Origin of the sequence: Streptomyces sp. NPDC051963, from assembly GCF_044593495.1 — a bacterium.
Taxonomy (GTDB): domain Bacteria; phylum Actinomycetota; class Actinomycetes; order Streptomycetales; family Streptomycetaceae; genus Streptomyces.
The window spans coordinates 382,686-406,674 of sequence record NZ_JBIUCC010000002.1; the positions used below are offsets into that span (position 1 = coordinate 382,686).

A 23,989-nucleotide genomic window follows, 5' to 3' on the forward strand; every position below is an offset into this window, starting at 1 on the left:
CCCAGACGCCGTCCGAGCAGGCCGCGGTGACGGGCGAGCCGGTCGAGGTGACGGCGGAGCGCACGGAGTATGCGCAGACGTTCGCGAACCCGGACGGGACGTACACGCTGAAGCAGGCGACGGCGCCACAGTGGGCGAAGGACGCCTCGGGCGAGTGGCATGACATCGACACGACGCTGGTGCGCAGGGCTGATGGCACGATCGGGCCGCGCTATGCAGCCGTGGGTGAGTCGTTCTCGGGCGGCGGCAACCAGGACATGGTCCGCCTGGAAGACGATCAGCGGGCGCTGTCCGTCCGCTGGCCCGGAGACCTTCCCGAGCCGTCGCTCGAGGGGGCGACGGCCACTTACGCGGAGGTCATGCCCGGCGTGGATCTGCAGCTGACGGCGGTGCCGGACGGGTATCGCGAGGTTCTGCGGGTCAAGTCGGCGGAGGCGGCGCAGAGCGAAGCCCTGGAGCAACTGAGGTTTGCCGTCGCGGGCAGGGGTGTCTCACTGGTCACGGGAGCTGGTGGCGGGCTGCGCGCGGTCGATGCCGACGGCAACGCGGTGTTCATCGGGCCGGCGGGGCAGATGTGGGACTCCGCCGGAGATGACAGCGGTGTTCAGGCTCAAACGCTGCGGATGTCCGGTGCTGAGCCGTCCTCCGACACGGGGACAGCCGTAGCGGCGGAAGCAGATGGCGATGCCCCGATGGAGCCGGGCGACGGTGCCGCCACCGCCCACCTCCCCGTGCAAGTCAGCGACGACAGTATCGCTGTCACCCCAGACCTGAACCTGCTGCGCGGCGACAGCACGGTGTACCCGGTCTACATCGACCCGTCGGTGGGACTGTCGCGCGCGGAGCGGACGGTGCTGTCCTCGGACGGGGACAAGTTCTACCAATTCTCGGGTGACTACGGCGTGGGGCGCTGTGCCCCTGCGGACGGCTACGCGTGCGACTCCAACTTCACGAGCAACTACGCGAACCGCATGTACTTCGAGTTCAGCCCCAGCGCCCTTGCGGGCAAGCACGTTCTGAACGCCACGTTCCGCGCGTACGAGACTTGGTCGTTCAACTGCAATCCCTACACGGTCAATCTGGAGCGCACCGGAAACATCTCCGAGGGCACGCGGTGGCCCGGGCCGACGATCGGGGCCCTCATGGACTCCCGGAAGGTGTCAGCCGGCCGGGGGGACAACTGCAGCCCTGCCCAGCCCGACTCCTGGGTTGAGTTCAACGGCAACCTGACCAAGAACGTTCGGGACTTCGCCGACGGCAAGTTCTCCAGGCTCACGCTGATGCTGAGGGCCGCCGACGAAGGCGAACCGCGTGCTTGGAAGCGTTTCGACGACAACGCCCAGCTCACGGTGGACTACGTTCCGGACCCTGGTGTGCCGATCAACGTTGGTGTGATTCCGGGTGTGGCCAAGGTGGGGTTGCGTGGTTACTGCCACCCGGCGAGTGATCCGCTGGCCGTCACGGTGGACCAGCCCACGGTCCGTGCCCGGGTGGAGACCGAGGTCTCGCCGGGAGCGAATGACAGCAAGGGCCAGCTGAAGGTCAACTACCGGATGGCGCGCCTCGTGGGCGATGCGTGGGAGGAGATCTGGGCGGACGATGCGCCCGACTCCGGCTACGTTCCGGACGGCACGCTGCTGGACAAACAAACGACGAAGCGCACGGACGGCACGCAGTACCGCTATCGTGCCCGCACCCAGTCTCATTGGTCGTACAACGGTGCCAGCGGTGACTTGTACTCGTCGTTCTCGCCCTGGTGCTACTTCGTCATCGACTCCACCGCGCCCAAGGCTCCGACGATCGAGCCGAAGGATCCCGTCAAGGGCTCTCCCTACTTGGAGTGCGTGACGGATGCCTGTCCGGCCGAGGGCGGGCCGGGCGTTGCCGGCAGCTTCGTCTTCAAGCCCAACGCCGTGGATGACGACATCCTCAAGTACCGGTGGACGCTGACCGGCCCGAACGGGCAGGTCGGACCTGCGCATACCGTGGACGCGACGAAGGACACTCACACGGCCGAAGTCACGACCGTCACCCCGAGCATGGGTGGCACGCACCATCTCAAGGTGTGGTCCATGGATGTTCGAAATCGCACCGGGACACCGGAGACGTTCGACTTCCAAGTGATCCTTCCGCCGGGCCCGATCGGTCGCTGGCGCTTCGATGACGTTCCTCCCTCTTCCGGACCTGCCACAGCCAAGGACAGCTCGGCCGAGGACCCGAACCACGAAGAAGAGGCACCAACCCACAACCTGACGCTGCGCGACGGGGCCGGGTTCTCCACCATGGCCCGACGAGGCGACGAGGACACCTCGCTGTGGCTGGACAGCAGCCAACCCGAACTGCAGCAGGCGTATGCCGACGCTTCCGCGCCGGTGGTGAACACCGCGCATTCGTTCACCGTCTCGGCCTGGGTCTATCTCACGGATGCCTCGTCCAGCCGGATGATTCTTGCCGCGCCCGGCAAGGAGGCGCAGGCGTTCGCGTTGTACTACTCGTCGTCCTCGCGGTCGTACGTCTTCCACTACACGGCCACGGACTCGGCCACTCCGGTCTTTGTGAGGTCCGCTGCCACTGCTGCCGATCCGCCACTACGGGTCTGGACTCACGTGGCGGGCGTCTACACCGCCACAACGGATGCCAAAAAGGACACGATCCAGCTGTTCGTGAACGGTCGTGCTCAGGGGGAGCCGGTCAACTTGTCTGCCGCCGCGCCCAGTTACAAGCCTTGGGTGGCCGGGCAGGGCCTACAGGTGGGCCGCTCGATCGTGCGGGGCACTGCCGGGCAGTACTTCCGTGGCCGCATCGATGAAGTCGCTATATGGCAGAGCGCGTTGTCCGCCGACGAGGTCGCCAAGGAGGCCAAGGCAAGCGAGAGCGACGTTCCCACCGTCGAGTTGGTGGCCGACTGGAACGTGGAGACGTCGTCGGGAGCGTCGGTCAGTGAGCTGACGCCCTACCCGATCGGTGCCATGTCATTGAAATCAGGGGCGAGCTTGGACGGCGAGTCCAGCACATTGGTACTCGACGGGAGCGGCGGCCATGCGTCGGTCCTTGGGCCGGCGATCGACGAAACGGGTTCCTTCACGGTCTCCGCGCAGGTTCAGTTGAATCCAGCTGAACTCAACAAGAAGCCCGACGGCTATCAAGCCCAGATTGCGAGTCAGTCCGGAAGCGGCGGAGCCTCATGGGCCCTGGTCGTGCAGAAGCTGGCCGCCGACGCGTATCTATGGAAGTTCGTCCGCACCACGCCCTCCGGGACATCCGTGGCCACGGCTGATGTGACGACCTGTCCGAACTGGCGGACACCAGCTCCTCGGCGACGTTGACCGGTGTGTACGACGCGCAGGAACAGGGCGGCCGCATGCACCTGTACGTGGGTGCCAAGGCTGTGGACGACGGCGTGAACAATGCTGACACCACGCCTCAGCAGGGTGCCGGAAGTCTCGCCATGGGCGGCACGTCCAGCAGCAGTTACTTCGCGGGAAAGCTGAGCCGACTGCGGATCTGGGCTGGAGCTATGACCCCCGACGAAGTCATCTCGCGCGTCGTCTCCAGCGATTGATCCCCTTGACCTCTCTTGCCGTGCCACGGCACGGCCTCCCCACTCATGCCCCTTCGGGCGCTGTTGATGGAGCTTGGACATGAGACCCATGCCGCCGTTCCGCCGTCCTACCGCAACCAAGGCCCGACCCCGCCGACACGGCAGGATCGCCGTCACCGTTGCTTTCGCCCTCCTGCCCGGCTTGCTCAGCCCGCTGAGTGCGGTGGCCCAAGAGCCGCAGCCGTTGGGCCGTCCCGATAGTCCGAAGCAGGTCTCGACCGAGACCGTTCCGCTGAAGCCGAAGAAGACGGCGACCTCTCGCCTGATCGCCCGTCAGGAAGCCGCGGGCAAGAAGGCAGTGGATCGGGCACTGCGCGACCAGGCGGCAAAGGCGGAATGGCCGACCCCTGCGGCCACAACCATCACCACGCCCGCCACTGGCACGACCAAGGCCACCGTGGGCTCGCTGCCCCTGTCCTTGACCGCCTCTACGGCCAAGTCGGGCCGGGCCGAGAAGGCAGCGCAGTCGGTCAAGGTGACGGTGCTGAGCCAGAAGCAGACGAGGGCTCTCGGCATCAAGGGTGTCGCCCTGACCGTCACGGCACCGCCCAGCGGTGGGACGGCCGATCTCGCCATCGACTACTCGGCGTTCGCCGGCGCCTACGGCGGTGACTGGGCCGGTCGCCTTCAGGTCCTGCGCCTGCCGGGTTGCGCCCTGGCCGAACCCGGCAAGAACTCATGCCGCGTCACGACACCGTTGACGTACACCAATGACCGTAGCGGAGAGGAACTCCGCACCCAACTCGCCTTCAGCGCAGCACAGTCGGCGACAGCCGAGGGCCAGACGATGGTGCTCGCACTCGCGGCGGGTACCAAGTCCGGCGGCGGCGACTACAAGGCCACCCCTCTGTCGGCCTCCTCCACCTGGCAGGCCGGCGGCTCCTCGGGCACCTTCACCTGGAACTACCCGATCAAGACCCCGCCGGCCGCCGCGGGCCCCGCTCCCAATCTCGCCGTCTCCTACGACTCCGGCAGCGTGGACGGCCGCACCGCGAACACCAACAACCAGGGCAGCCAGATCGGCGAGGGCTTCGATCTGACCTCGTCCTACATCGAGCGCAAGTACGGCTCCTGCGACGACGACGGTCAGGACGACAAGTACGACCTGTGCTGGAAGTACGACAACGCTTCTCTCGTCCTCAACGGCAAGGCCACCGAGCTGGTCAAGGACGACACCACGGGCAAATGGCGGCTCAAGGACGACGACGCCTCGATGGTGACCCACTCCACGGGCGCCGAGAACGGTGATGACGGCGACGCCGCCACCGATGGCAAGGGCGAGTACTGGACCGTCACCACAGGCGACGGCACCAAGTACGTCTTCGGCCTCAACAAGCTGGATGGCGCGGGCAGCGAACGCACCAACAGTGTCTGGACCGTCCCGGTCTTCGGTGACGACAACGGAGAGCCCGGCTTCAGCAGCGGCACTTCTCTCAGCGGACGAGCCAAGACCCAGGCATGGCGCTGGAACCTCGACTACGTCGAGGACACCCACGACAACGCCATGAGCTACTGGTACACGGCCGAGGCCAACAACTACGACACACTCGGCGACGACAGCACCGGCACCTCGTACACGCGGGGTGGATACCTCTCCAAGATCCTCTACGGCCAGCGGGCCGGCGCTCTCTTCTCCGGCACCCCCGCCGCGTCCGACAAGGTCACCTTCACCTACGACGAGCGCTGCATCCGCACCGACGACGGCTGCGACTCCCTGACCGCATCCACCAGCCCGCACTGGCCCGACGTGCCCTTCGACGCCATCTGCAAGGACGGCGACAAGTGCACGGGCAATGTCGGCCCCAGTTTCTTCACCCGCAAGCGGTTGACCGGCATCACCACATATGCGTGGAATGCGGCCCTCGCCCCGAGCGCGGACTTCGACGCTGTCGACTCCTGGAAGCTCACGCAGGCGTACAAGGACCCCGGTGAGATCGGCTCTTCAGGCGACCAGTCCCTGTGGTTGCAGTCCATCCAGCACACTGGCGAGCACGGCACGCCGCTGTCGACGGAGCCGATCACCTTCACCAGCGAGTTCCTCAAGAACCGCGTCGACGGCGAATCCGACGACATCCTGCCACTGGCCAAGCCCCGTCTGACCGGCATCGTGACCGAGACCGGCGCCAAGACCGCGGTCACCTATGCCGCGGCCGAATGCGTCGCGGGCCAGACGAGACCCCGTCCTGACCAGAACAAGAGCACCTGTTACCCCGTCTACTGGAGGCCGAACGGGGGAGACGTCGATCCGATTCTGGACTGGTTCCAGAAGTACCCGGTGATCGCTGTCAACACGACCGACGAGATCGGAGCCTCCGGCACGATCTCCGACACCTACGAGTACCCCCCGAACAGCGGGGCCTGGCACTACAACGACGACCCCATGACCCCCGAGAAGGAGCGCACCTGGTCCATCTGGCGCGGCTTCGCGAAGGTCACCCACCTCACCGGCCCCGCCGCCGGCCCGCGGAGCAAGACGGTCACCGTCTACATGCGTGGCATGAACGGCGACCGCCTGCTGCAATCCGACGGCAAGACGCTCGACCCGGACGCCCGTAGAAGCGCTGAGATCACCGGCGTCAAGGCCGCGGCCATCACGGACGCCGACCAGTACGCGGGCTTCACCCGGGAGACGGTCACCTACAACGGCGCCGACGAGGTGTCCGGCACGGTCAACGACCCTTGGTCGCGAAGGACCGCCACCCAGCACAAGTCGTACGCCGACACCGAGGCGTACTACGTCCGCACCGGTGCCTCCCACGCTCGTACGCGTATCACCAGCAGCACGCCTGTAGACCGCACGCGATCGACCGTCACGACGTACGACGACTACGGCATGGCCCAGACCGTGGAAGACAAGGGCGATGACGCCGTCTCCGGTGACGAGACCTGCACCCGCACCTGGTACGCCCGCAATGCGTCCGTGGGCCTGACGTCACTGGTCTCCCGCACGCGCACCACCGCGGACCCCTGCGCCACTGCCGACACCGCGCTCAACCTGCCCGCCGATTCCACCACCGCAGGCGACGTTATCTCCGACACGGCCGTCACGTATGACGCCACGTCGGCCTGGACCGCGAGCCAGTCACCCACACTGGGTGAGCCGCGGTGGACCGGTCGCGCGAGCGGCTATGACGCGAGCGATCAGCCGAGTTGGCAAAAGGTCACCACGACGACGTTCGACACACTCGGCAGGCCTCGGATAGTCAAGGACACAAACGACGTCCAGCAGGGGGAGACCGTCTATACGCCGGCCGCCACCGGCCCCCTGACCGCCACGACGGTCGCCGACGCCAAGACCTTCACCACCAAGAGCGTCATCGACTTCGCCACGGGTGCGACCACCAAGGCCACCGACCCCAACTCGAAGATCACCGAGACCACGTACGACAGTCTTGGACGCGTCACCCAGGTATGGCTGCCCAATCGGCTGCGCATCGCTGGAGCCACACCGAACTTCAAGTACGAGTACCACTTGTCGAAGGGCACGGCGTCCTGGGTCTCGACGAGCTCCCTCACGCCGACCGCCTCGGGTTACAACAGCACGTACACCATCTACGACTCGTTGCTGCGAGCCCGGGAAACCCAAACCGCCTCGCCGTCCGGCGGCCGCATCGTCAGCCTGACCCAATACGACACCCGCGGCCTGGTCAGCTCCACCCTCTCGGACATCTGGGACGCGAACAACGCCCCATCCGGCGACGACCCGGCCACAGTGGAGGGCAGCCAGGCCCCCTTGCAGGTGGACACCACCTACGACGCCGCCGCCCGCCCGATCACCAGCGAGACGAAGGTGCAGGGAGTCCACCGCTGGACGACGACCACCAAGTACCAGGGCGACCGAGTCATCCAGACGGCTCCCGCAGGGGGCCAGGCCACCGCGACCCTGACCAACGCGCTGGGCCAGACGACCGAAACCCGCGAATACGCCGAGCCCAACGGCACCGGCTCCTACAACCACACCCGCTACACCTACACGCCCGCCGGTCAGCAGAAGACCCTCACCGCGCACGACAACAGTGTCTGGTCCTACGTCTACGACCTCTTCGGCCGCCAGACCAGCGCCACCGACCCCGACTCGGGCACGACCAGCACCCACTACGACAACCTCGACCAGGTCGAGTGGACGCTGGACGCGGAGAACAACAAGCTGATCTATCAGTACGACCTGCTCGGGCGTAAGACCGACCTATGGCAGACCGATAAGACCGCCGCCAACAAGCTCTCCCACTGGGACTATGACCAGGTCGCCAAGGGCCAGCAGGACACGTCCACGCGCTACGTCGGCGGCACCGCTGGAGACGCGTACGTCAAGAAGGTCACGAAATTCGACGGCCTCTACAACGCCACAGGCACCTCGCTGACCCTGCCGGCCACTGAGCCTCTGGTCGCGGACAAGTACGTCCCTGCGACGCTGAACTTCACCGCCAGCTACAACGCGGCCAACCAGCTGTCCGTCATCGGCGACCCCGCCGTCGCGGGCCTTGCCACAGAAGGCATCAGTACCACCTTCGACGACTTCGGCAACCCGAAAACCGTCAACGGCAAGAGTGGCTACCTCCTGGGCGCCGCCTACTCCGAACTCGGCGACCTGACCATGCTCACACTGGGCATGGACTCCACCAGCTCGGCGAAGAAGGCGTACCTCAACTACGAGTACGAGCACGGCACCCGCCGCCTGACCCGGTCCTACATCACCGACGACACTCACAGCTACAAGCCACAGGACCTCACCTTCACCCAGGACGACGCGGGCAACGTCACCTCCATCAAGGACGCCAGCACGCTCGGCGGCACCGGCCAGGCGGACAACCAGTGCTTCGCCTACGACGGCTACAGCCGCATGACGGAGGCGTGGACCCCCAAGACGGCCGACTGCGCCAGCACAGGCCGCACCACCGCCAACCTCGGCGGCGCCGCCCCGTACTGGACGTCGTACGCCTACACGGCATCTGGCCAGCGCGACACCGAAACGCAGAACCTGGCAGCCGCAAAGCAGACGACCGACTACGTCTACGGAACCACCAACGGCCAGCCCCACCCGCTGGGCCAGACCACCGGCGCCAAGAACTCCACGTACGCCTACGACAAGACGGGCAACACCACTAGTCGCTCCGGAGCCACCGCCGCACAAACCCTCGCCTGGAACAGCGAAGGCAACCTGGCCAAGCTCACCGAAGGCGCCAAGCAGACCGGTTACATCTACGACGCCGACGGCAACCTCCTGATCCGCCGCGCGACCGGCGACGGCGACACCGTCCTCTACCTCGGGGACACCGAAGTCCGTCTCACGGTCAAGGGCACAACGAAAACCCTCACAGGCACCCGGTACTACGCCGCGGGTGGCCAGACAATCGCCGTCCGCACCGCCACAGCCGGCACAAGCACCACCAAACTCTCCTTCCTCTCCACCGATCCCCATGGCACTGCGAGCGTCGCCCTCGACGCCACCACCTGGGCCGTCACCAAGCGCTACACCACCCCATTCGGCGCCCCGCGCGGCACCACCCTCTTCGGCCCCTGGCCCGACGACAAGGGCTTCCTCGGCAAACCCGCCGACGCGTCAACAGGCCTGACCCACATCGGAGCCCGCGAATACGACCCGGGAATCGGCCAGTTCATCAGCGTCGACCCGCTTCTCACCCCTGACCGCCACCAGACCCTGAATGGCTACAGCTACGCCGGCAACAATCCGGCCACCTTCAGCGACCCCACAGGCCTGTGGCTCGACGACGGAACCGGCCACAACGAACCACGCCCTGGCGGAGGCGGCGGTGGCCAGAGTTCGACGCCCGGTGTCCCGGCGGGCGGAACCGGCACAGACGGCTGCTACTACACCTGCAATTACGGAGGCGGCGGCAGCGACAGCGGGGGCACTGCCAGCACCTCTGATGGTGGAGGTACTGGGCCTACTCCCGAGCCTCCCTTGAAGACAGGGCCGTCGGATGACAGCACGCCGAGTCCGCAGCCACAAGCACCGCCTATCCAAGTGCCTAGCTGGGTCTGCAACTCAATGTGTTTTGCTCAACAAATTGAATACAGTTCACTGGGGCTAATTCCTGCTGGTACAGGAATGAAATGCAAGGAAGGGGCTGTCGGTTCTTGCCTACTTCTCGGTGCTGCTGCTTTCCCGTGGGGGAAATTTGGGGGCGTCGTTGGGAAGTCACTTTCGGGTGCCGCTCGGCTGGGGGCCGTCAGCAAGTTGCTGGCCGTTCACGATTCCGTAGCCGTTGCTGCAATCAAGGGCATTCGGGCCACGTGGGACATTGGAAAGCAGCGCACTGTTGCAGCTGGTGTTCTACAGACAGAGGATGGCGCCGTCATCTTCAGGTCGGCCAGTGGTCCTGAAAAGAGTGGCTTGATGGAAAAGCCCACCAATCCGGTATTCACGACAAAGAACACAGGAAAGAAGGGGAACTTTGCTCGCAATGCGGATGCGGAGTACAAGATAATGGAGGGGGCTGCGGGGATTCTCGGGAAGCCTGGTAATCAGCGAGGGGTTCTCACTATCCAAGTAGGCAAGACGCCTTGCACTTCCTGTCGCGGCGTTATAGATCAGTTCCGGGAGCGGTACCCTAACGTCTGGCTACGCATCGGCGTCGGCGAGTAGTCTGCGATACGTTAAAAGTCCAGTCGGCCCCGCTTGGGCGTGGCCGACTGGACAATGTAAACGTTGAGAAGGTGTGGTATGGATTTCATCGAAAAATATAAGGCAGCTTTTGCTGTAAGCGTCTCGAACGGATTCTCTGAGACTCGAATCAAGGGTATGTCCTCTGTGGAGATTGAGGAGGTGGAGCGCGAGCAGGGTGTGCGGATCCCGGATTCCTATAGGAAGTTTCTGGAGTTCTGCGGTAACTCGCAAGGGGGTGTTTTGGAATCGGAGAATATTTACTCTAGAGACCTCCATGGAATCAAGGGTGCTGCAATGGAGGCGCTACGTGATGGGGGTGATGACGTTTCCTTGGACGGCTATATTGTCTTCATGATGCATCAAGGTTACATCTTCTTTTGTATGCGTGAGGGGAGTGCTGATCCTTCAGTCTACGGGTATTCAAGCGTTGAGGGTGGCGGATTGAGATCGGAAGAGGCTTCATTTTCGGAGTTTATTGAGTATGCATTGTCTGAGGGATTGTAGGGTCTATTGACCTCTTCTCGGTCCTCTCTTGCTTATCATCCTTGAGGCTGTGCGGATGTATTCGAGCTGGGTCGGATGAGGACGGCGCGGGCGATCCGGGTGGTGACGGAGAGAAGGCAGCTCCCGGGCAGGGACTTGGTGGTGACCTTCAGATGTGCGTGGGTACGTTCGGCGCGACCGGCCCGCGTGGTAGCCAGCCGGACGCCAAGGAGGTTCAAAACCCTCTTTGCCTCCATGGAGAGCGGCGTCGAAGAGAACGATCGTGAAGGCGCGCCTCAAATACCTGCTCTACGTCCCCCTGTGGTCGGCCGGAGGCTATCAGTAGGCCCCTCTCGGCAGGTCTATTACTGGACCGTGACGGTGAGCGAATGACTCTTGTGACGCGTGGCGTAGCGAGGCTCCGTGTGGTGGCAGCCGCCCTGGTCGGTCGGCAGGCGGCCCAGGTCGGCCGGATCTTCCGGGTGGTGGCGCTGGTCGTGCTGGCGGCAGGTTTCCTTGGCCTGTGTTCGGTGGTCTTCCCCGTGAAGTCGGGGGTGCCAGAGCTCGTGCGGGACGTTCGGAATGAGGACACGTCTGTCGTGCAGGTCGCCAGTTATGGCGCCGGCGAGGTACATGTCTATTGGTCTGCTGGATATCTGCGGGACTACGAGTTCACGGATCACTACGAGCTACGTCTGACCGATGGCGGTATCGCTTCGCCGGACGAGCAGTTGGCGGCGGACGTGAAGAGGCGGCTGGGCGAAAGTGCCGATGCGGTGACCTTCGAGCGTGGTGACCAGTTCGACGCCTTCGGCTTCATCGACCCACTTACAGTTCATCTCATTTGGCTGGATAGGCTGTGGCCCGTGGTGGGGATCGTTGAGCGGCTGGCGCCGGACGAGTTGTGGCAACTGTTCCAGCGGGTGGTGCCGGAGGCGCCGACTCGGCCTCAGGGCGGGGGCCGGCGCTGGCACGGTGACCGCGAGGTGCTGGCCGCGATCGTGTTCGTGGCGACGTCGGGCTGCACGTGGCAGCAGCTGCCCGCCGCTTCGTTCGGACCGTCGGGAGCGACGGCTCACCGCCGGTTCACCGAGTGGACGCAGGCCAGGGTGTGGGCCAAGCTGCACCGCCTGGTCCTCGACGAACTCGGTTCCCGTGGCGAGCTGGACTGGTCCCGCTGCGCGATCGATTCGGTCAACATGCGGGCCCTGAAAAGGGGGACCTGACAGGTCCGAATCCTGTCGACCGGGGCAAATACGGCTCGAAGATCCACCTGATCACCGACCGGAACGGTCTGCCCCTTTCTGTCGGAATCTCTGCGGCCAACGTCCACGACAGCCAGGCCCTGGTCCCGCTCGTGCAGGGCATCCCGCCTGTCCGTTCCCGCCGCGGACCTCGGCGGCGCAGACAGGCAAAGCTTCACGCCGACAAGGGATACGACTACGCCCACCTGCGACGATGGTTATCGGCACGCGGCATCCGGCACCGGATCGCCCGCAAGGGGAGGGACAGCTCCCAGCGGCTGGGCCGCCACCGTTGGGTCGTTGAACGGACCGTGGCCTGGCTGGCCGGCTGCCGCCGCCTTCATCGCCGCTACGAACGCAAGGCCGAACACTTCCTCGGCTTCACCAGCATCGCCTGCACCCTCATCTGCCTACGCCGCATCACCCGCTGATGTGCCGGAGCAACAGCTTGACTGCCAGGTCATGGCCGTAGTGCACGGCGAGGTCCATGGGCGTTTGCCCGTCAGGCCCTGGCAGTTGCGGGTCAGCACCGAAGGCCAAGAGCACAGCGGTGGTATGCACCGTCAGCGGGCCACCGCTCTGCAAGGCGCCGTCACCTTCCGCGTCAATGGCGTGCATCAGGAGCGTCATGTTGCCGCATACCTCGTCGGGGTCGACTCCCTTGGCCAGCAACTGAGCCAAAGCCCCTGCGTCCTCGTCCTCCACCGCTTGATGCGCTGGCGTCCAGATGTTCTCCACGGCGGCATTCAACCGTTGCTGCACACTGTCCGGCGCGCCCTTCTCAGCCTCCGCTCACCAATTGAGATGAGCTGTTATTCCGCTCATGTGGTGGCGGATCATGACCTACCTCGCGTGGCCGGTCGCGGTCTGCTGCGTCGTCGCACTCATGGACATGGTGATGCACAAGAAACCCCGCTCACTGAGCGCGGGTTACTGGATCTTTGCCTCGCTTGTCTTCGCGGCCGGATTCCCGGCGTACTACTGGTCGGAGCCCCGGCCGCTGTGGGCCCGACGGGCGCCGGCTGCTGATGGCGGGTTCCCGATGTCAGGCCGGCGAGTGATGGGTGCCGCGTTGTGTTGGGCGGCACTTGGCGGTGCGGTGGTGGTCACCATGGCGCTGCTCCGTGGCTTCCTTGGATGAGGAGAGCCAGGGCATTGCGCAATTGCGGCTACAGGTCCCCCTCCCTCAGGGCTGACTCGAAGGATTTCCAAATGGTGGGGCGGAGTTGGAGGCAGGCGCCGTCCGGGTTCTTGGAGTCCCGTATCGCAACGGTGTGGGGGATGTTTGTGGCTATTTCGACGCACTCGGCCGCCTGGTCGCTGTAGCTGGACTTGCGGTAATCGAAGTCAGGCACGGCTCACGGTCCCTTGAACAGCTTGTGGAGGAACGAGACCGACTCCCGCTCGCTGAGAGAGCGTTCGGCGATCTTCTCGAACAACTCATCGTAGGCGGCCGCAGCGTCTCCGCCTTCCACCCAGCGTTGGGCGAAGGGGGCCTCAACGTAGACGACGTCCATGGCTCCGGGCTCTGCGAACGAGATGATGTTGAAGGAACCGTTCAGGCCGGGGTGCGTACCGGCCCCGAGGGGAAAGATCTGGAGGGTGACGCTCGGTAGTTCGGCCATTCGTGCAAGATGTTCGAGTTGCCCTCCGGCTGTCGCCGCCCCGTTGGGGAAGTTTCGGAGCACCGCTTCGTAGATCACGACTTGCAGCGAGAGGGGCGGGTCTTCGGAGAGGCGTCGCTGCCGTGTGAGCCGTGCCGTGATGAACTCCTCGTCCGGATCCGGGCTCTTGGCTACTTCCGCCGTGGGCCCTTGCCGCAACGCCCTAACGTACTCGGGTGTTTGAAGCAACCCAGGGACGAATGCCGGCTGCCAGATCTTGATGGTTGTCGCAGCGCTCTCCAGCGAGACGTACTCGTGCATGACGCCATGGATTGTGTAGTCGTCCCACCAGCCCTTGGCCTTACGGCGTTCCCGGTCGATCTTGGCCAGTTCGAGAAGCCCGCCCACCATCCCGGGGTCGTGGACGCCGTACAGCTCGCACAAGGCCCGGATGTCCGGGTCGCGCATGGGAACCCAGCCGCCCTCCATCTTCGCGACCTTGGTCGTAGACGCGGTCAGCGCCTTACCTGCTTGAGTCTGATTGAGACCAGCAGCGGTGCGCAGCTTGGTGAGTTCGCCGCCGAGTCGGCGTCCCAGCACGGTGGATGTGCTGTTGCCCTGCGTCGGCCGGGTTGCTGTCACGGTGGTGCTCCTCCTGGCGTTGGTGCGCGGTCAGTCTGGCGTGGTACCCCAGGGCGCCGCAAACAACTTTCGGAGGAATAACTCTGGGAGTAACTTGCGGAGCGTGTCGGCGCGCCCTACCGTCGGTGACGAACTGCTCGCAAGGCGGCGTCAGTTATCACCTGGCCCTGCCCATCCTTGCCCGGAGGAGAGCGACATGATCGCCCCTGACAAGCCCGATGAAGGTCCGCTTCACTACGACCGCCTCGACTACACCCCGTTCCCCAAGAGCGTCACCCTCGCCCGCCGCCGAGCCCACCGCCTCGTGACCGACTGGGGCCACCCCGCACTCGCCGCCGACACCGCCCTGTTGGTCTCCGAACTCGGCGGCAACGCCGTCCTCCACGGATGCCTCCGCGACCGTCTCTTCCGCGTCGAGCTCACCCTCACCGAGCGCGCTCTACGCATCGCCGTCTCCGACCCCAAGGGTGAGTTACTCCCAACCCCACGCCGCGCGTCGGACGACGACATGTTCGGGCGAGGCCTGCTCATCGTGCGGGAGATCGCAGCTCGGTGGGGCGTTCGTGAACAGGCCGTCGGCAAATCGGTGTGGTGCGAGCTGGACGTTGTACGAGAAGAGGCCTCGCCCGACTACCGTGAGCCCATCGAACCACGGTCTCCAAGGAGGATGACGATGGCCGAGCCGCTCAAGACCTTCGTCAATGGCGTAGAGGTCGAGGTGCCCAACAGCATCCCGGACATCCGCGCGGCCCTCCCGGGCGAGCGACGAGAGGAGTTCGACCGAGCGATCAACGAGGCCGGCGTGCACGACATCCACGACGTCATGCGGCAATGGATGCTGGAGGCTGTACCCGACCCGGAGGCCGACGCGATCCTGGAGCGGCTGGCAGCGGACGAGGCCGAGAGGCGAGGCGCGGCTTGAGCTACCGCATCACCTACGCGCCGCCCGCCGACGACACCCTGACCAAGATGCGGAACGCCGAGGGATTCCGGGATGCGATGCCGCGGACCATCGGCCGTGATCCGTACTGACGGTGACTGTGGTCAGGCTCATTCCCTCGCTTTGATCGAAATCTCGCCTGGGAGGTGATTCAGATGGAGGTGGGACCCGGTGATCTTGACGACGAGGCCGCCTCAGATACCGAACGGCGTAGACGTGCCACGGCCGTGGAGCGTATGCGGCGGATGGTCGCCGACGGCGAGATCGACTTGGTGCTCATCGAGAAGAACGCTGATTGACGCCTCGTCGCCACGCAAGGCGCGGCCGCCCCGTCGCTCCCGACGAACCGGCCGCCCACGCCAACCTCACCCCACGTCCACAGCACTCCAAGCCGCACCCACCGCGTCATACTCCGCGCTCCCGGCCCCGTACAGATCCGAGGCCGCCTTCAACGTAGCCACCCGAGCCCCCGCGTAATCCGTCGACGACGTCATATAAACCGTCAACGCCCGATACCAGATCGCCCCCAGCTTCCCCCGCCCGATCCCCGCGACCGAAGACCCGTCGCACGTGGGCGAGTTGTGAGCGACCCCGCCGATCGTCTTCGGTCCGCTCCCCTCCGCCAGCAGATAGGCGAAGTGGTTGGCGACGCCCGACGAGTAGTGGACGTCCAGCTTCGCGGTGCCGGTGCTCCAGCAGTCCACCGAGTTGCCGTCCTTGGACGGCTTGTCCATGTAGCGGAGGGCGGAGCGGCCCAGGCCCGACCGGACGATCTTCTCGCCGATCATCCAGTCACCCGGGTCCGAGGCGTTCGCCGCGTAGAACTCCACCAGCGTGCCGAAGATGTCGGACGTCGCCTCGTTCAGGCCGCCGGACTCGCCCGAGTACGTCAGCGCCGCCGTCGACGACGTCACGCCGTGGGACATCTCGTGCCCGGCCACGTCCAGGGACACGAGCGGGCCGAGCTGCGTCCCGTCGCCGTCGCCGTACGTCATGCAGAAGCAACTGTCGTCCCAGAAGGCGTTGTTGTACCGCGTCCCGTAGTGGACGCGGCTGTACGAGCCCACGCCGTCGCCGCGGATACCCGAACGCCCGTGCACGTTCTTGTAGTAGTCCCAGGTGACGTCGGTGCCGTACTGCGCGTCCACCGCCGCCGACGCGCGGTCGGTGCTCGCGCCCGTGCCCCATCGGTTGTCGGTGTCCGTGAACACCGTGGACGGCGCCCGGCTCAGGCAGATCGTCGTGAGCAGGCACAGATCTGTCTTGTTCGCCGCGTCGCCCGTGTACGTGTTTCCGCGCGTCGGGTCCTTGAGGGCGTACGTCGATCCCGACGCCGTCGTCTCCAGCGGGACCGTCCCCGCGTACAGCGACTTCCCGTCTCCCGTCGCCGATTCGAGCACGTCCCAGGCGTCGATCTGGTCGCCGGTGGCGGCATCGGTCAGCACGGTGCGTGCGACCGGATTGCCGAGTGAGTCCTGGGCCGTCGCGTCCGTCCGCCAGGCCAGCTTCGGGGCGCCGTGCAGGGCGTCGACGACCAGCTGCGGCCTCGACGTCAACTTCCGCAGCGTCTCACCCAGGTTGGCCGCCCGCAGCGCGTTCGCCGCCAGGTCCGCCGCCTTCGGCCCCGACAGCCGGGGAGTCACGCTCGACAGCGCGATCGCCTGCCGAGTGGCGCGCGAGACACTCCGAAACGTGCCGTCCGGCGCCAGGTGGAGCACGAAGTCGCCGCCCAGGACCGGGAGATGACGGTACGTCCGGTCGTAGCGGATGTGCTGCGTGCCGTCCGCGTCGACGATGACGTCCCGGACGGAGGTGTCCTGGGCGGAGGTGAGACCGAGGGCTGTGGCGTGCTCGGCGAGGGCCTCGGCCGCGTTCTCGAGCGCGGTGGTGCGGGACGGGCGGTCGGCGGCGTCCGCCGTGGGGGAGAGGACGGCGGCCAGCAGAGCGGCTGCGGTGGCCGCCGTGCCGGCCGCGGTGAGACGGGAACCTCGGATGTGCCGTGTCCGCATCCGTATACGGCTCATGGATCTCCTCGGGGAGGCGCCTTGGGGCGGGCGCGTGGGGACGGGGGCGGTGATCGTTCTTGCGGGTCCTGCGATTCAAGGCCCGCCGACCTGCCATGTCCATGGCGCTGACGAGGAGATATGTGAGGGGAGAGAATCGTTTCTGTGAGCCTCCCGTTCTTCGTCTACGGCACCCTCCGCCCCGGCGAGCACAACCACGGCCTCTTCCTGCGCGGCCGCACGCAGACGGAGGAGCCGGGACGGCTCGCGGGCGCGGTGCTGTACGACGGACCCGGCTATCCGTATGCCGTCGAAGAGGCCGGAGGCGGCCCGGTGTACGGGGAACTCGTCACCGCCCGGCCTGAGGCGTACGACGAACTCCTCACCGCCCTCGACCGGTTGGAGGAGTACATCCCCGGCGACCCGCGCAATCTCTATGAGCGCGTGGTGCGTGAGGTGACGCGGGAGGCGGACGGTGCGGCCGTACGCGCGTGGGTGTACGTGGCCGCGCCCGCAGTCGCCGTACGACTGCGGGCGCGGGGGAAGCTCATTGAGCAGTGGCCGTCGTGAGGTCGTGGATCTCGACAGGTCGACCCCGTCGTTATCCGCCCGCCTCCTGCCGGGAGCCGGCGGCCAACATCCCGCCACTGCTGTGCCGGAGCATCGTCTTGACGGCGTCGTTGCGGGTGAGGGCGCCCATCTGGCGGGCGCTCTCACCGAGTTGGTCGCCCACGAAGCAGGTCGGGCCGTTCGGCAGGTTGGTGATCGCGGCCGCCACGACCTCGTCCGGCGTGCTGACACCGGGGAGCGGGGCCGGATCGTCCGGGCTGACCAGGATCCCCTGGGCGACCAGCATCCGGCGCAGGGCCGGGGTGTCGGTGGCCCCCAGCACCAGCGACAGGACGTCCACGCCGTTGCCGTGCAACTCCGTCCACAGCGCCTCGGCCATCACCATGTCGAAGGCCTTCGTGGCCGAGTAGGCCACCAGGTTGGTGGAGCCGTAGAGCCCCGCGGCCGAGGAGAGCAGCACGATGGCACCCTTGCCGCGGGCCTGCATGGGTGCGGCGAAGTGGTGGCAGAGCCGCAGGGGCATGACGCAGTTCCGGTCCACCATGGCCACCGCGGTCTCCACCGGTCTGGCCAGGAACGGTTCGTAGTCGGGGTCCGCGCCGGCGCAGTACATCACCGTCCCGATGTCGAGTCCGGCGGTGGCCGCCACGATCGTCTCCATGGCGTCGTGGTGGGAGAGGTCGACGGCGAGGGTCCGGGTGTCGGCACCCGTGTCCGCGCGGATGGCCGAGGCCACCTCGTCGAGAGCGGCCTGGCGCCGGGCGAGGAGCACGACGTCGAGACCGCGCTCGGCCATCGCGCGGGCATAGGCGGCGCCCACTCCCTCCGACGCGCCGGCCACAAGAGCCCAGGGGCCGTACCGGTCGACGAAGGGGGTGTCGGTGCTGCTTGCCGCCGGTGCGTTGTCGAGATCTGTCATGGCATCCTCCTTGACTGCATCGCCTGGTCAGGTGGGCATTGGAAGGGTCGTGGTCACATGTGGACGACGGGGCCGCTGTGTTCACTGCTCTCGGGGCGGCCCTTGCGGAACATGAGGGCGGCGATCACAGCGCCTGCGACGAAGAGGCCGGCCGACCACCAGTAGGCGGTCGAGTAGCTGTTGAGCTGAGCCTGGGCCAGCGTGGCCGGAGTGGGCTTCCTGCCGACGAGATAGGCGGTTGCGGCGCTCGCGGCGAGGGTGTTGAGCAGAGCGGTGCCGATGGCGCCTCCGACCTGCTGCATCGTGTTGACCGTCGCGGAGCCGACGCCCGCGTCCTCGTCGCTGATCCCGTGGATGGACAGACTCATCGCGGGCGGCAGCGACAGGCCGATACCGGAACCGATCAGAAGCAGTCCGGGCAGCACACCGGCGGCGTAGCTGCTGTTCAGGTCGAGCGCCGTCAGCAGGGCCAGGCCGGCGGCCGACAGCAGCAGGCCCAGGGGCACGAGCACCTTGGGGCCGATCCTGGGCAGCAGCACGCTGATGGACAGCTGGGCGAGGACCATCAGACTGCCCATCATCGGCAGGAACGCGAGCCCTGTCTTGACGGGGGTGAAGCCGAGCGAGGCCTGGAGGTAGTAGGTCAGGAAGAGGGAGACACCGAAGAGTCCGGCGCTGGCGATGGCCATCACGATGAAGGACGCGCCCCGGGTGCGATCGGCCAGGACACGCAGGGGCAGCAGCGGATGCGTGGCGCGGGTCTGCCACCAGGCGAAGGCGGCCAGCAGCACCACGGCGGCAGTCAGGCTTCCCCAGGTCATCGGCGAGGACCAGTCGTACGTCTCGGCGTTCGCGAAGCCGTAGACCAGGCTGAAGAGACCGGCCGAGCCCAGGACGGTGCCGGGGAGGTCGAGCCTGGGCCGCACGGCCGGGGCGCCCTTGCGCATCAGGACGAGTCCGCCGATGAACGCGACGACGGCGAAGACCAGATTGACGTAGAGGGTCCAGCGCCAGCTCAGGTGCTCGGTGAGCAGTCCGCCGAGCAGCAGTCCGAAGGCGCCGCCCGCGCCGCCGATGGCGCCGAAGACGCCGAAGGCGCGGGCCCTGTCCTTGTCCGAGGTGAAGGTGACGTTGAGCACGGCGAGAGCCGCCGGGGCGAGCAGCGCGCCGAAGATCCCCTGAAGGACGCGCCCGGTCACCAGAATCTCGAAGTTCGGCGCCGCGCCGGCCATCGCCGAGGCGCCCGCGAAGCCTGCGATACCGACCAGGAAGACGATCTTCCGGCCGAAGAGGTCGGCAAGCCTGCCGCCGAGGAGCAGCAGACTGCCGAAGGCCAGGGCGTAGGCCGTGACGATCCACTGCCGGTTTCCGTCACTGAATCCCAGGTCGCGCTGTGCGGAAGGCATGGCGATGTTCACGATCGTGACGTCCAGCACCACCATCAGCTGGGCGATCGCGATCACGATCAGTACCCACCAGCGGCGAGGTTCCGGTGCGTCTCCGACCGCGATGTCGGTCCGGGGCGGGGACGCTGCCGCTTCCTCGGTCAGCGGCTGGGGGGATATGGGCATGGGACTCTCCGGGAGCACAGAGGAAAATCGAAACGAATCAGTTTCGCTGTGCCAGTTTAAACATAATATGGCAGCGACTGCCACTCGGCGCGGTCTGCCGTGAGGCAGCTCCTGTCGCGCAGGTGGAGAGGGGGTGAAGTTTCCGCGCGCGCCGCGGCGTCACCCATGGCCCACAGGTGGTGATCTGCCGTCGTACGCCGCGCGTCGGTCGGGCTTTGTCTCACATGGGAGGTGTCGGCATGGGGACATCGCCGGTACGCAGAAGTTCGACAGCTCGCCCGACGGCCAGAGTCATGGCGGCGGGCTCCCCGCTGCGCGCCCACTCCAGGATCGAGAGCTCCATGACGGCCGCGATGTTCGCGGCGGCGAGGGCCGCGGCCATTTCAGTGGTGCGGCCGCCGGTGCGCCGGTGGATCTCCGCTGCGAGGCTCTCGCGCCACAGCCAGGTCACGGCACGCAGCTCTGCATGCAGGGACAGCGTCCGGTAGACGATCCGGAAGGCGACGATGCGTCGTTCCGAGTCGCCCTCGATGGTGCGCCGGACACTGTCCAGTACCTGGTACAGGGCCTGAGGCAGCGGGGTTTCCTCGGGCAGGCCGCGCAGTTCTTCGAGCGCGGTGTGCAGGGTGTCCGCGGCGAAGTGGACGACGAGAGCTTCCTTGGTCGGGTAGTAGCGGTACACCGTCCGAGGGCCGACCTCCGCCACCGCGGCGATCTGATCGATCGTCGTGGCGTCGAACCCCTGCTCGCTGAACAGTGTGATGGCCGTGTCCGCGATGAGCCGGCGGGTCCGCTCCATCTTGATCTCCCGAAGCCCCACTTCGCCACCCTCCGCCCACCGGCTTGCCGTCCCTGCCGATCCCCATACTGTCATGTGGCGGTCACCGCCACATGACAGTAAGAGTCAGTACGCAGGCTTGGCGGAGTGTCTAGTCGCTGTCGCTGTCGCGGTCGCTCAGGGTGTACCCGCCGTCGACGACCTTCGCGTCGGCGGCGGGTGCCATGCACTTGGTGAGCGGCGGCTTGCCCTTCTCGGTGGCCCCGGAGAGCCCGATACGGGCCTCGCCCCTCTCCGGGACGAGGAAGCTCACGCCCATGCGGGTGTGCGGGTCCAGCGTGGTGAGCCAGGGGTGGCCCGGGCTGGTGCGGACCAGGCGGCCGGTGACCGTGGCCGTGGGGCCGCCCGTGGTGAGGCAGTCGACCTCGAACTCGCTCCAGTAGAGCTTGCCGTCCTGGGCGTGCGAGATGCGGAAGGTGCCCCAGGAGCGCTGCGGGATGCTGCCCACGGTGTACGTGGAACGGGCGTCGACGGACACCCGTACCTCCTGGTTCGCGACCGGGTAGTCCATGCGCGCGTCGCCCTTGAGCGAGGAGACGGTGGTGGTCTTCGGCGCAGTCGGCGAGGACGGGGCGGGTGCGGCGACGGCGACGGGCGCGGCGACGGCGGCCACGAGGGCGAGGAGGGCGGTGGCGCGCAGGGTTCTGTTCAGCATGCGGGGCTCCGATCGGAGGGCGTTTGGATACCCCTGATCGTCGTCAACTCCCCTTCCCGCAGGCATCGTTCGCAAGCCGGGTCCGTCTCCGCCGCACAGCGGAGACGGAGGTCCACCGGAGTGCCGAGCGCCCCGCGGGAGGAGCCGGTCTACGGCTTCACGGTCTCCAACCGAACCGCACACGCCTTGAACTCCGGCATCCGCGACGTCGGATCCAGCGCCGGGTTCGTCAGCGTGTTGGCGCGGCCCTCGCCGTACCAGTGGAAGGGCATGAACACCGTGTCCGGTCGGATCGTCGTCGTGATCCGCGCGGGCGCCACGGCCCGGCCCCGCCGGGAAACGACCGCCAGGGGTTCGCCCTCCTGGGCGCCGAGCCGCTCGGCCAGTCGCGGGTGCAGTTCCACGAACGGGCCCGGCGCCGCGGCGTTCAGCTCGTCCACGCGCCGGGTCTGGGCGCCGGACTGGTACTGGGCGACGACCCGGCCGGTCGTCAGGAGCACCGGGTACTCGTCGTCCGGTTCCTCCGCGGTCGCCCGGTGCGAGACGGTGACGAAGCGGGCGCGGCCGTCCTCGGTGGCGAAGCGGTCGAGGAAGAGGCGGGGGGTGCCGGGGTGGACGTCCGTCTCGTCGTCCCGTGCGTCGAGCGACGCGTCCTCCGCGTCCTCGATGTCAGCCTTGGGGGCCGGGCACGGCCAGAACACCCCGTTCTCCTCGGCCAGCCTGCGGTAGGTGATCCCGGAGTAGTCCGCGGGGCCGCCCGCGCTCGCCCGGCGGAGTTCCTCGAAGACCTCCTCGGCGTCGGTCGGGAAGCCCTTCTCCACGCCGAGCCGGTCGGCCAGTTCATGCATGACGTCGAGGTCGCTGCGGATGCCGTCCGGCGGAGTGATCGCCTGCCGACGCAGCAGCACCCGGCCCTCCAGGTTGGTCGTGGTGCCCGTTTCCTCCGCCCACTGCGTGACCGGGAGGACGACGTCCGCCAGTGCCGCCGTCTCCGACAGCACGACATCGCACACGGCAAGGAAATCAAGGGACTTGACGCGCTCCTCGATGTGCGCGGCGCGCGGCGCCGACACCACCGGGTTGGAGCCCATCAGCAGCAGCGCCCGAATATCCGTCCCCAGCGCGTCCAGCAGCTCGTACGCGCTCCTCCCCGGCCCCGGCAGCGAGTCCGGGTCCACGCCCCACACCTCCGCCACATGCCGTCGCGCCGCCGGGTCGGTCAGCTTGCGGTAGCCGGGCAACTGGTCGGCCTTCTGGCCGTGTTCGCGCCCGCCCTGTCCGTTGCCCTGCCCGGTCAGACAGCCGTAGCCGGACAGCGGGCGGCCGGCCCGTCCGGTCGCCAGGCACAGGTTGATCCAGGCGCCCACCGTGTCGGTGCCCTTGGACTGCTGCTCGGGTCCGCGCGCGGTGAGCACCATCGCTGCCTCGGGCTCGCAGAACATCCGTACGGCTTCGCGGAGTTGGGGCACATGGACGCCCGTGATCCGCTCCACGTACTCCGGCCAGTGCGCCATCGCCGCGGCCCGCGCCTCCTCCCAGCCGGAGGTGCGCTCGCGGATGTACTCCTCGTCCGTGCGGCCCTCGGCGACGACCAGGTGGAGGAGGCCCAGCGCGAGCGCGAGGTCGGTGCCGGGGCGGGGCGCCAGGTGCAGGTCCGCCTGCTCGGCGGTCTTCGTGCGGCGCGGGTCGATGACGATCAGCGTGCCGCCGTTCTCGCGCAGCTCGGTGAAGAACCGCAGGGACGGCGGCATGGTCTCCGCGAGGTTCGAGCCGACGAGGATCACACAGCCCGTCTTGGGTATGTCCTCCAGCGGGAAGGGGAGTCCGCGGTCCAGCCCGAACGCCTTCGTCCCGGCGGCCGCCGCCGACGACATGCAGAAGCGGCCGTTGTAGTCGATCTGGGAGGTGCCCAGCACCACGCGCGCGAACTTGCCGAGCGTGTACGCCTTCTCGTTAGTCAGCCCGCCGCCGCCGAAGACCCCGCACGCGTCCGGACCATGCTCCGTGCGCGTGCGGGACAGCTCCTCGGCGATCCGGTCCAGTGCCTCGTCCCAGGAGGCGGGCACGAGCTCGCCCTCGGAGCGCACCAACGGGGAGGTCAGACGCACCCGGGACGAGAGCACCGCCGGCGCCGTACGGCCCTTGCCGCACAGCGCGCCCCGGTTCACCGGGAAGTCCGCGCGCTCCGTCACCTCGACCGTCCCGTCGGGGGTCGGCGTCAGATTCATCCCGCACTGCAGGGCGCAGTACGGGCAGTGCGTGGGCGTCGCGGTGTTCTGCATGCCATTCAG

At 67.0% G+C, this 23,989-nt stretch carries 18 protein-coding genes and 1 pseudogene; 10 read left to right on the forward strand and 9 right to left on the reverse strand.

All coding sequences use genetic code 11. From position 1 onward, the window contains the following. Window positions 1-26 precede the first annotated feature (26 nt). The 5 genes from ACIHFB_RS08255 (at window position 27) to ACIHFB_RS08275 (ending at window position 12,387) form a co-directional block, all read left to right on the forward strand. The gene (locus tag ACIHFB_RS08255; protein ID WP_400125949.1) at window positions 27-3,326 is read left to right on the forward strand and encodes a LamG domain-containing protein; all 3,300 of its coding nucleotides are present in this window, start codon (window positions 27-29) and stop codon (window positions 3,324-3,326) included. Window positions 3,327-3,331: 5 nt separating this feature from the next. After that, a complete protein-coding gene (locus ACIHFB_RS08260; RefSeq protein ID WP_400125951.1) occupies window positions 3,332-3,562 on the forward strand; it encodes a LamG-like jellyroll fold domain-containing protein in 231 nt (76 codons plus the stop codon). An 88-nt stretch (window positions 3,563-3,650) separates the two neighbouring features. Then, window positions 3,651-10,208 carry an RHS repeat-associated core domain-containing protein gene (locus ACIHFB_RS08265; RefSeq protein WP_400126750.1) on the forward strand — a complete coding sequence of 2,186 codons (6,558 nt, stop codon included), beginning with the start codon at window positions 3,651-3,653 and terminating at the stop codon, window positions 10,206-10,208. Between the two features lie 78 nt (window positions 10,209-10,286). Continuing rightward, a complete protein-coding gene (locus ACIHFB_RS08270; protein ID WP_365278744.1) occupies window positions 10,287-10,733 on the forward strand; it encodes an SMI1/KNR4 family protein in 447 nt (148 codons plus the stop codon). 854 nt (window positions 10,734-11,587) lie between these two features. Further along, window positions 11,588-12,387, forward strand: a protein-coding gene (locus ACIHFB_RS08275) for an IS5 family transposase (RefSeq protein ID WP_400126751.1) whose coding sequence is annotated in 2 segments (ribosomal slippage) — window positions 11,588-11,927 and window positions 11,927-12,387 — 801 coding nt in all. Because the reading frame shifts where the segments join, the coding sequence is not laid out codon by codon here. Here ACIHFB_RS08275 and ACIHFB_RS08280 read toward each other — a convergent pair. After that, window positions 12,377-12,694, reverse strand: coding sequence for an ankyrin repeat domain-containing protein (locus ACIHFB_RS08280; protein ID WP_365278741.1), 318 nt, complete (start codon window positions 12,692-12,694; stop codon window positions 12,377-12,379). The two genes, ACIHFB_RS08275 and ACIHFB_RS08280, sit on opposite strands and share 11 nt — an antisense overlap. Window positions 12,695-12,794: 100 nt before the next feature. Between ACIHFB_RS08280 and ACIHFB_RS08285 the strand changes: the two genes are divergently transcribed. Then, complete coding sequence (locus tag ACIHFB_RS08285; protein ID WP_365278738.1) at window positions 12,795-13,097, forward strand: hypothetical protein; 303 nt, start codon at window positions 12,795-12,797, stop codon at window positions 13,095-13,097. A gap of 28 nt (window positions 13,098-13,125) precedes the next feature. Here ACIHFB_RS08285 and ACIHFB_RS08290 read toward each other — a convergent pair whose 3' ends face one another. Together ACIHFB_RS08290 and ACIHFB_RS08295 are read right to left on the reverse strand one after the other, a co-directional pair. Further along, window positions 13,126-13,311, reverse strand: a complete 186-nt coding sequence (locus ACIHFB_RS08290; RefSeq protein ID WP_365278735.1) for a DUF397 domain-containing protein — start codon at window positions 13,309-13,311, stop codon at window positions 13,126-13,128. Window positions 13,312-13,314: 3 nt separating this feature from the next. After that, window positions 13,315-14,202, reverse strand: coding sequence for a helix-turn-helix transcriptional regulator (locus tag ACIHFB_RS08295; protein ID WP_365278733.1), 888 nt, complete (start codon window positions 14,200-14,202; stop codon window positions 13,315-13,317). Window positions 14,203-14,398: 196 nt separating this feature from the next. Between ACIHFB_RS08295 and ACIHFB_RS08300 the strand changes: the two are divergent. From ACIHFB_RS08300 to ACIHFB_RS08310, 3 genes and pseudogenes are all read left to right on the forward strand, one after another. Next, window positions 14,399-14,734, forward strand: a pseudogene (locus ACIHFB_RS08300) (ATP-binding protein); the annotation flags it as partial. Window positions 14,735-14,875: 141 nt separating this feature from the next. Beyond that, window positions 14,876-15,124: a hypothetical protein gene (locus tag ACIHFB_RS08305; RefSeq protein WP_365279555.1), complete on the forward strand. Its 249-nt coding sequence runs from the start codon at window positions 14,876-14,878 to the stop codon at window positions 15,122-15,124. A 173-nt stretch (window positions 15,125-15,297) separates the two neighbouring features. Beyond that, window positions 15,298-15,441: a hypothetical protein gene (locus ACIHFB_RS08310; protein ID WP_365278730.1), complete on the forward strand. Its 144-nt coding sequence runs from the start codon at window positions 15,298-15,300 to the stop codon at window positions 15,439-15,441. Between the two features lie 66 nt (window positions 15,442-15,507). Here the strand turns inward: ACIHFB_RS08310 and ACIHFB_RS08315 are convergent, their stop codons facing one another. Then, window positions 15,508-17,166, reverse strand: coding sequence for a M4 family metallopeptidase (locus tag ACIHFB_RS08315; RefSeq protein ID WP_400125955.1), 1,659 nt, complete (start codon window positions 17,164-17,166; stop codon window positions 15,508-15,510). Between the two features lie 144 nt (window positions 17,167-17,310). On the opposite strand from ACIHFB_RS08315, the gene ACIHFB_RS08320 reads away from it, so the two are divergent. Next, the gene (locus ACIHFB_RS08320; RefSeq protein ID WP_400125957.1) at window positions 17,311-17,715 is read left to right on the forward strand and encodes a gamma-glutamylcyclotransferase family protein; all 405 of its coding nucleotides are present in this window, start codon (window positions 17,311-17,313) and stop codon (window positions 17,713-17,715) included. Window positions 17,716-17,746: 31 nt separating this feature from the next. Here ACIHFB_RS08320 and ACIHFB_RS08325 read toward each other — a convergent pair whose 3' ends face one another. The 5 genes from ACIHFB_RS08325 to ACIHFB_RS08345 all read right to left on the reverse strand — a co-directional run bounded on the left by ACIHFB_RS08325 (window position 17,747) and on the right by ACIHFB_RS08345 (window position 23,980). Further along, on the reverse strand, window positions 17,747-18,634 hold the full coding sequence (locus tag ACIHFB_RS08325) for an SDR family NAD(P)-dependent oxidoreductase (protein ID WP_400125958.1): 888 nt from the start codon (window positions 18,632-18,634) through the stop codon (window positions 17,747-17,749). Between the two features lie 53 nt (window positions 18,635-18,687). Continuing rightward, a complete protein-coding gene (locus ACIHFB_RS08330) occupies window positions 18,688-20,205 on the reverse strand; it encodes an MFS transporter (protein WP_400125960.1) in 1,518 nt (505 codons plus the stop codon). A gap of 220 nt (window positions 20,206-20,425) precedes the next feature. Next, a complete protein-coding gene (locus ACIHFB_RS08335; protein WP_400125962.1) occupies window positions 20,426-21,004 on the reverse strand; it encodes a TetR/AcrR family transcriptional regulator in 579 nt (192 codons plus the stop codon). Between the two features lie 130 nt (window positions 21,005-21,134). After that, entirely contained in the window at window positions 21,135-21,698 is a 564-nt protein-coding gene (locus tag ACIHFB_RS08340) for a hypothetical protein (RefSeq protein ID WP_400125963.1), read from the reverse strand. Between the two features lie 149 nt (window positions 21,699-21,847). Continuing rightward, window positions 21,848-23,980, reverse strand: a complete 2,133-nt coding sequence (locus ACIHFB_RS08345) for a molybdopterin oxidoreductase family protein (protein ID WP_400126752.1) — start codon at window positions 23,978-23,980, stop codon at window positions 21,848-21,850. Window positions 23,981-23,989: the final 9 nt, after the last annotated feature.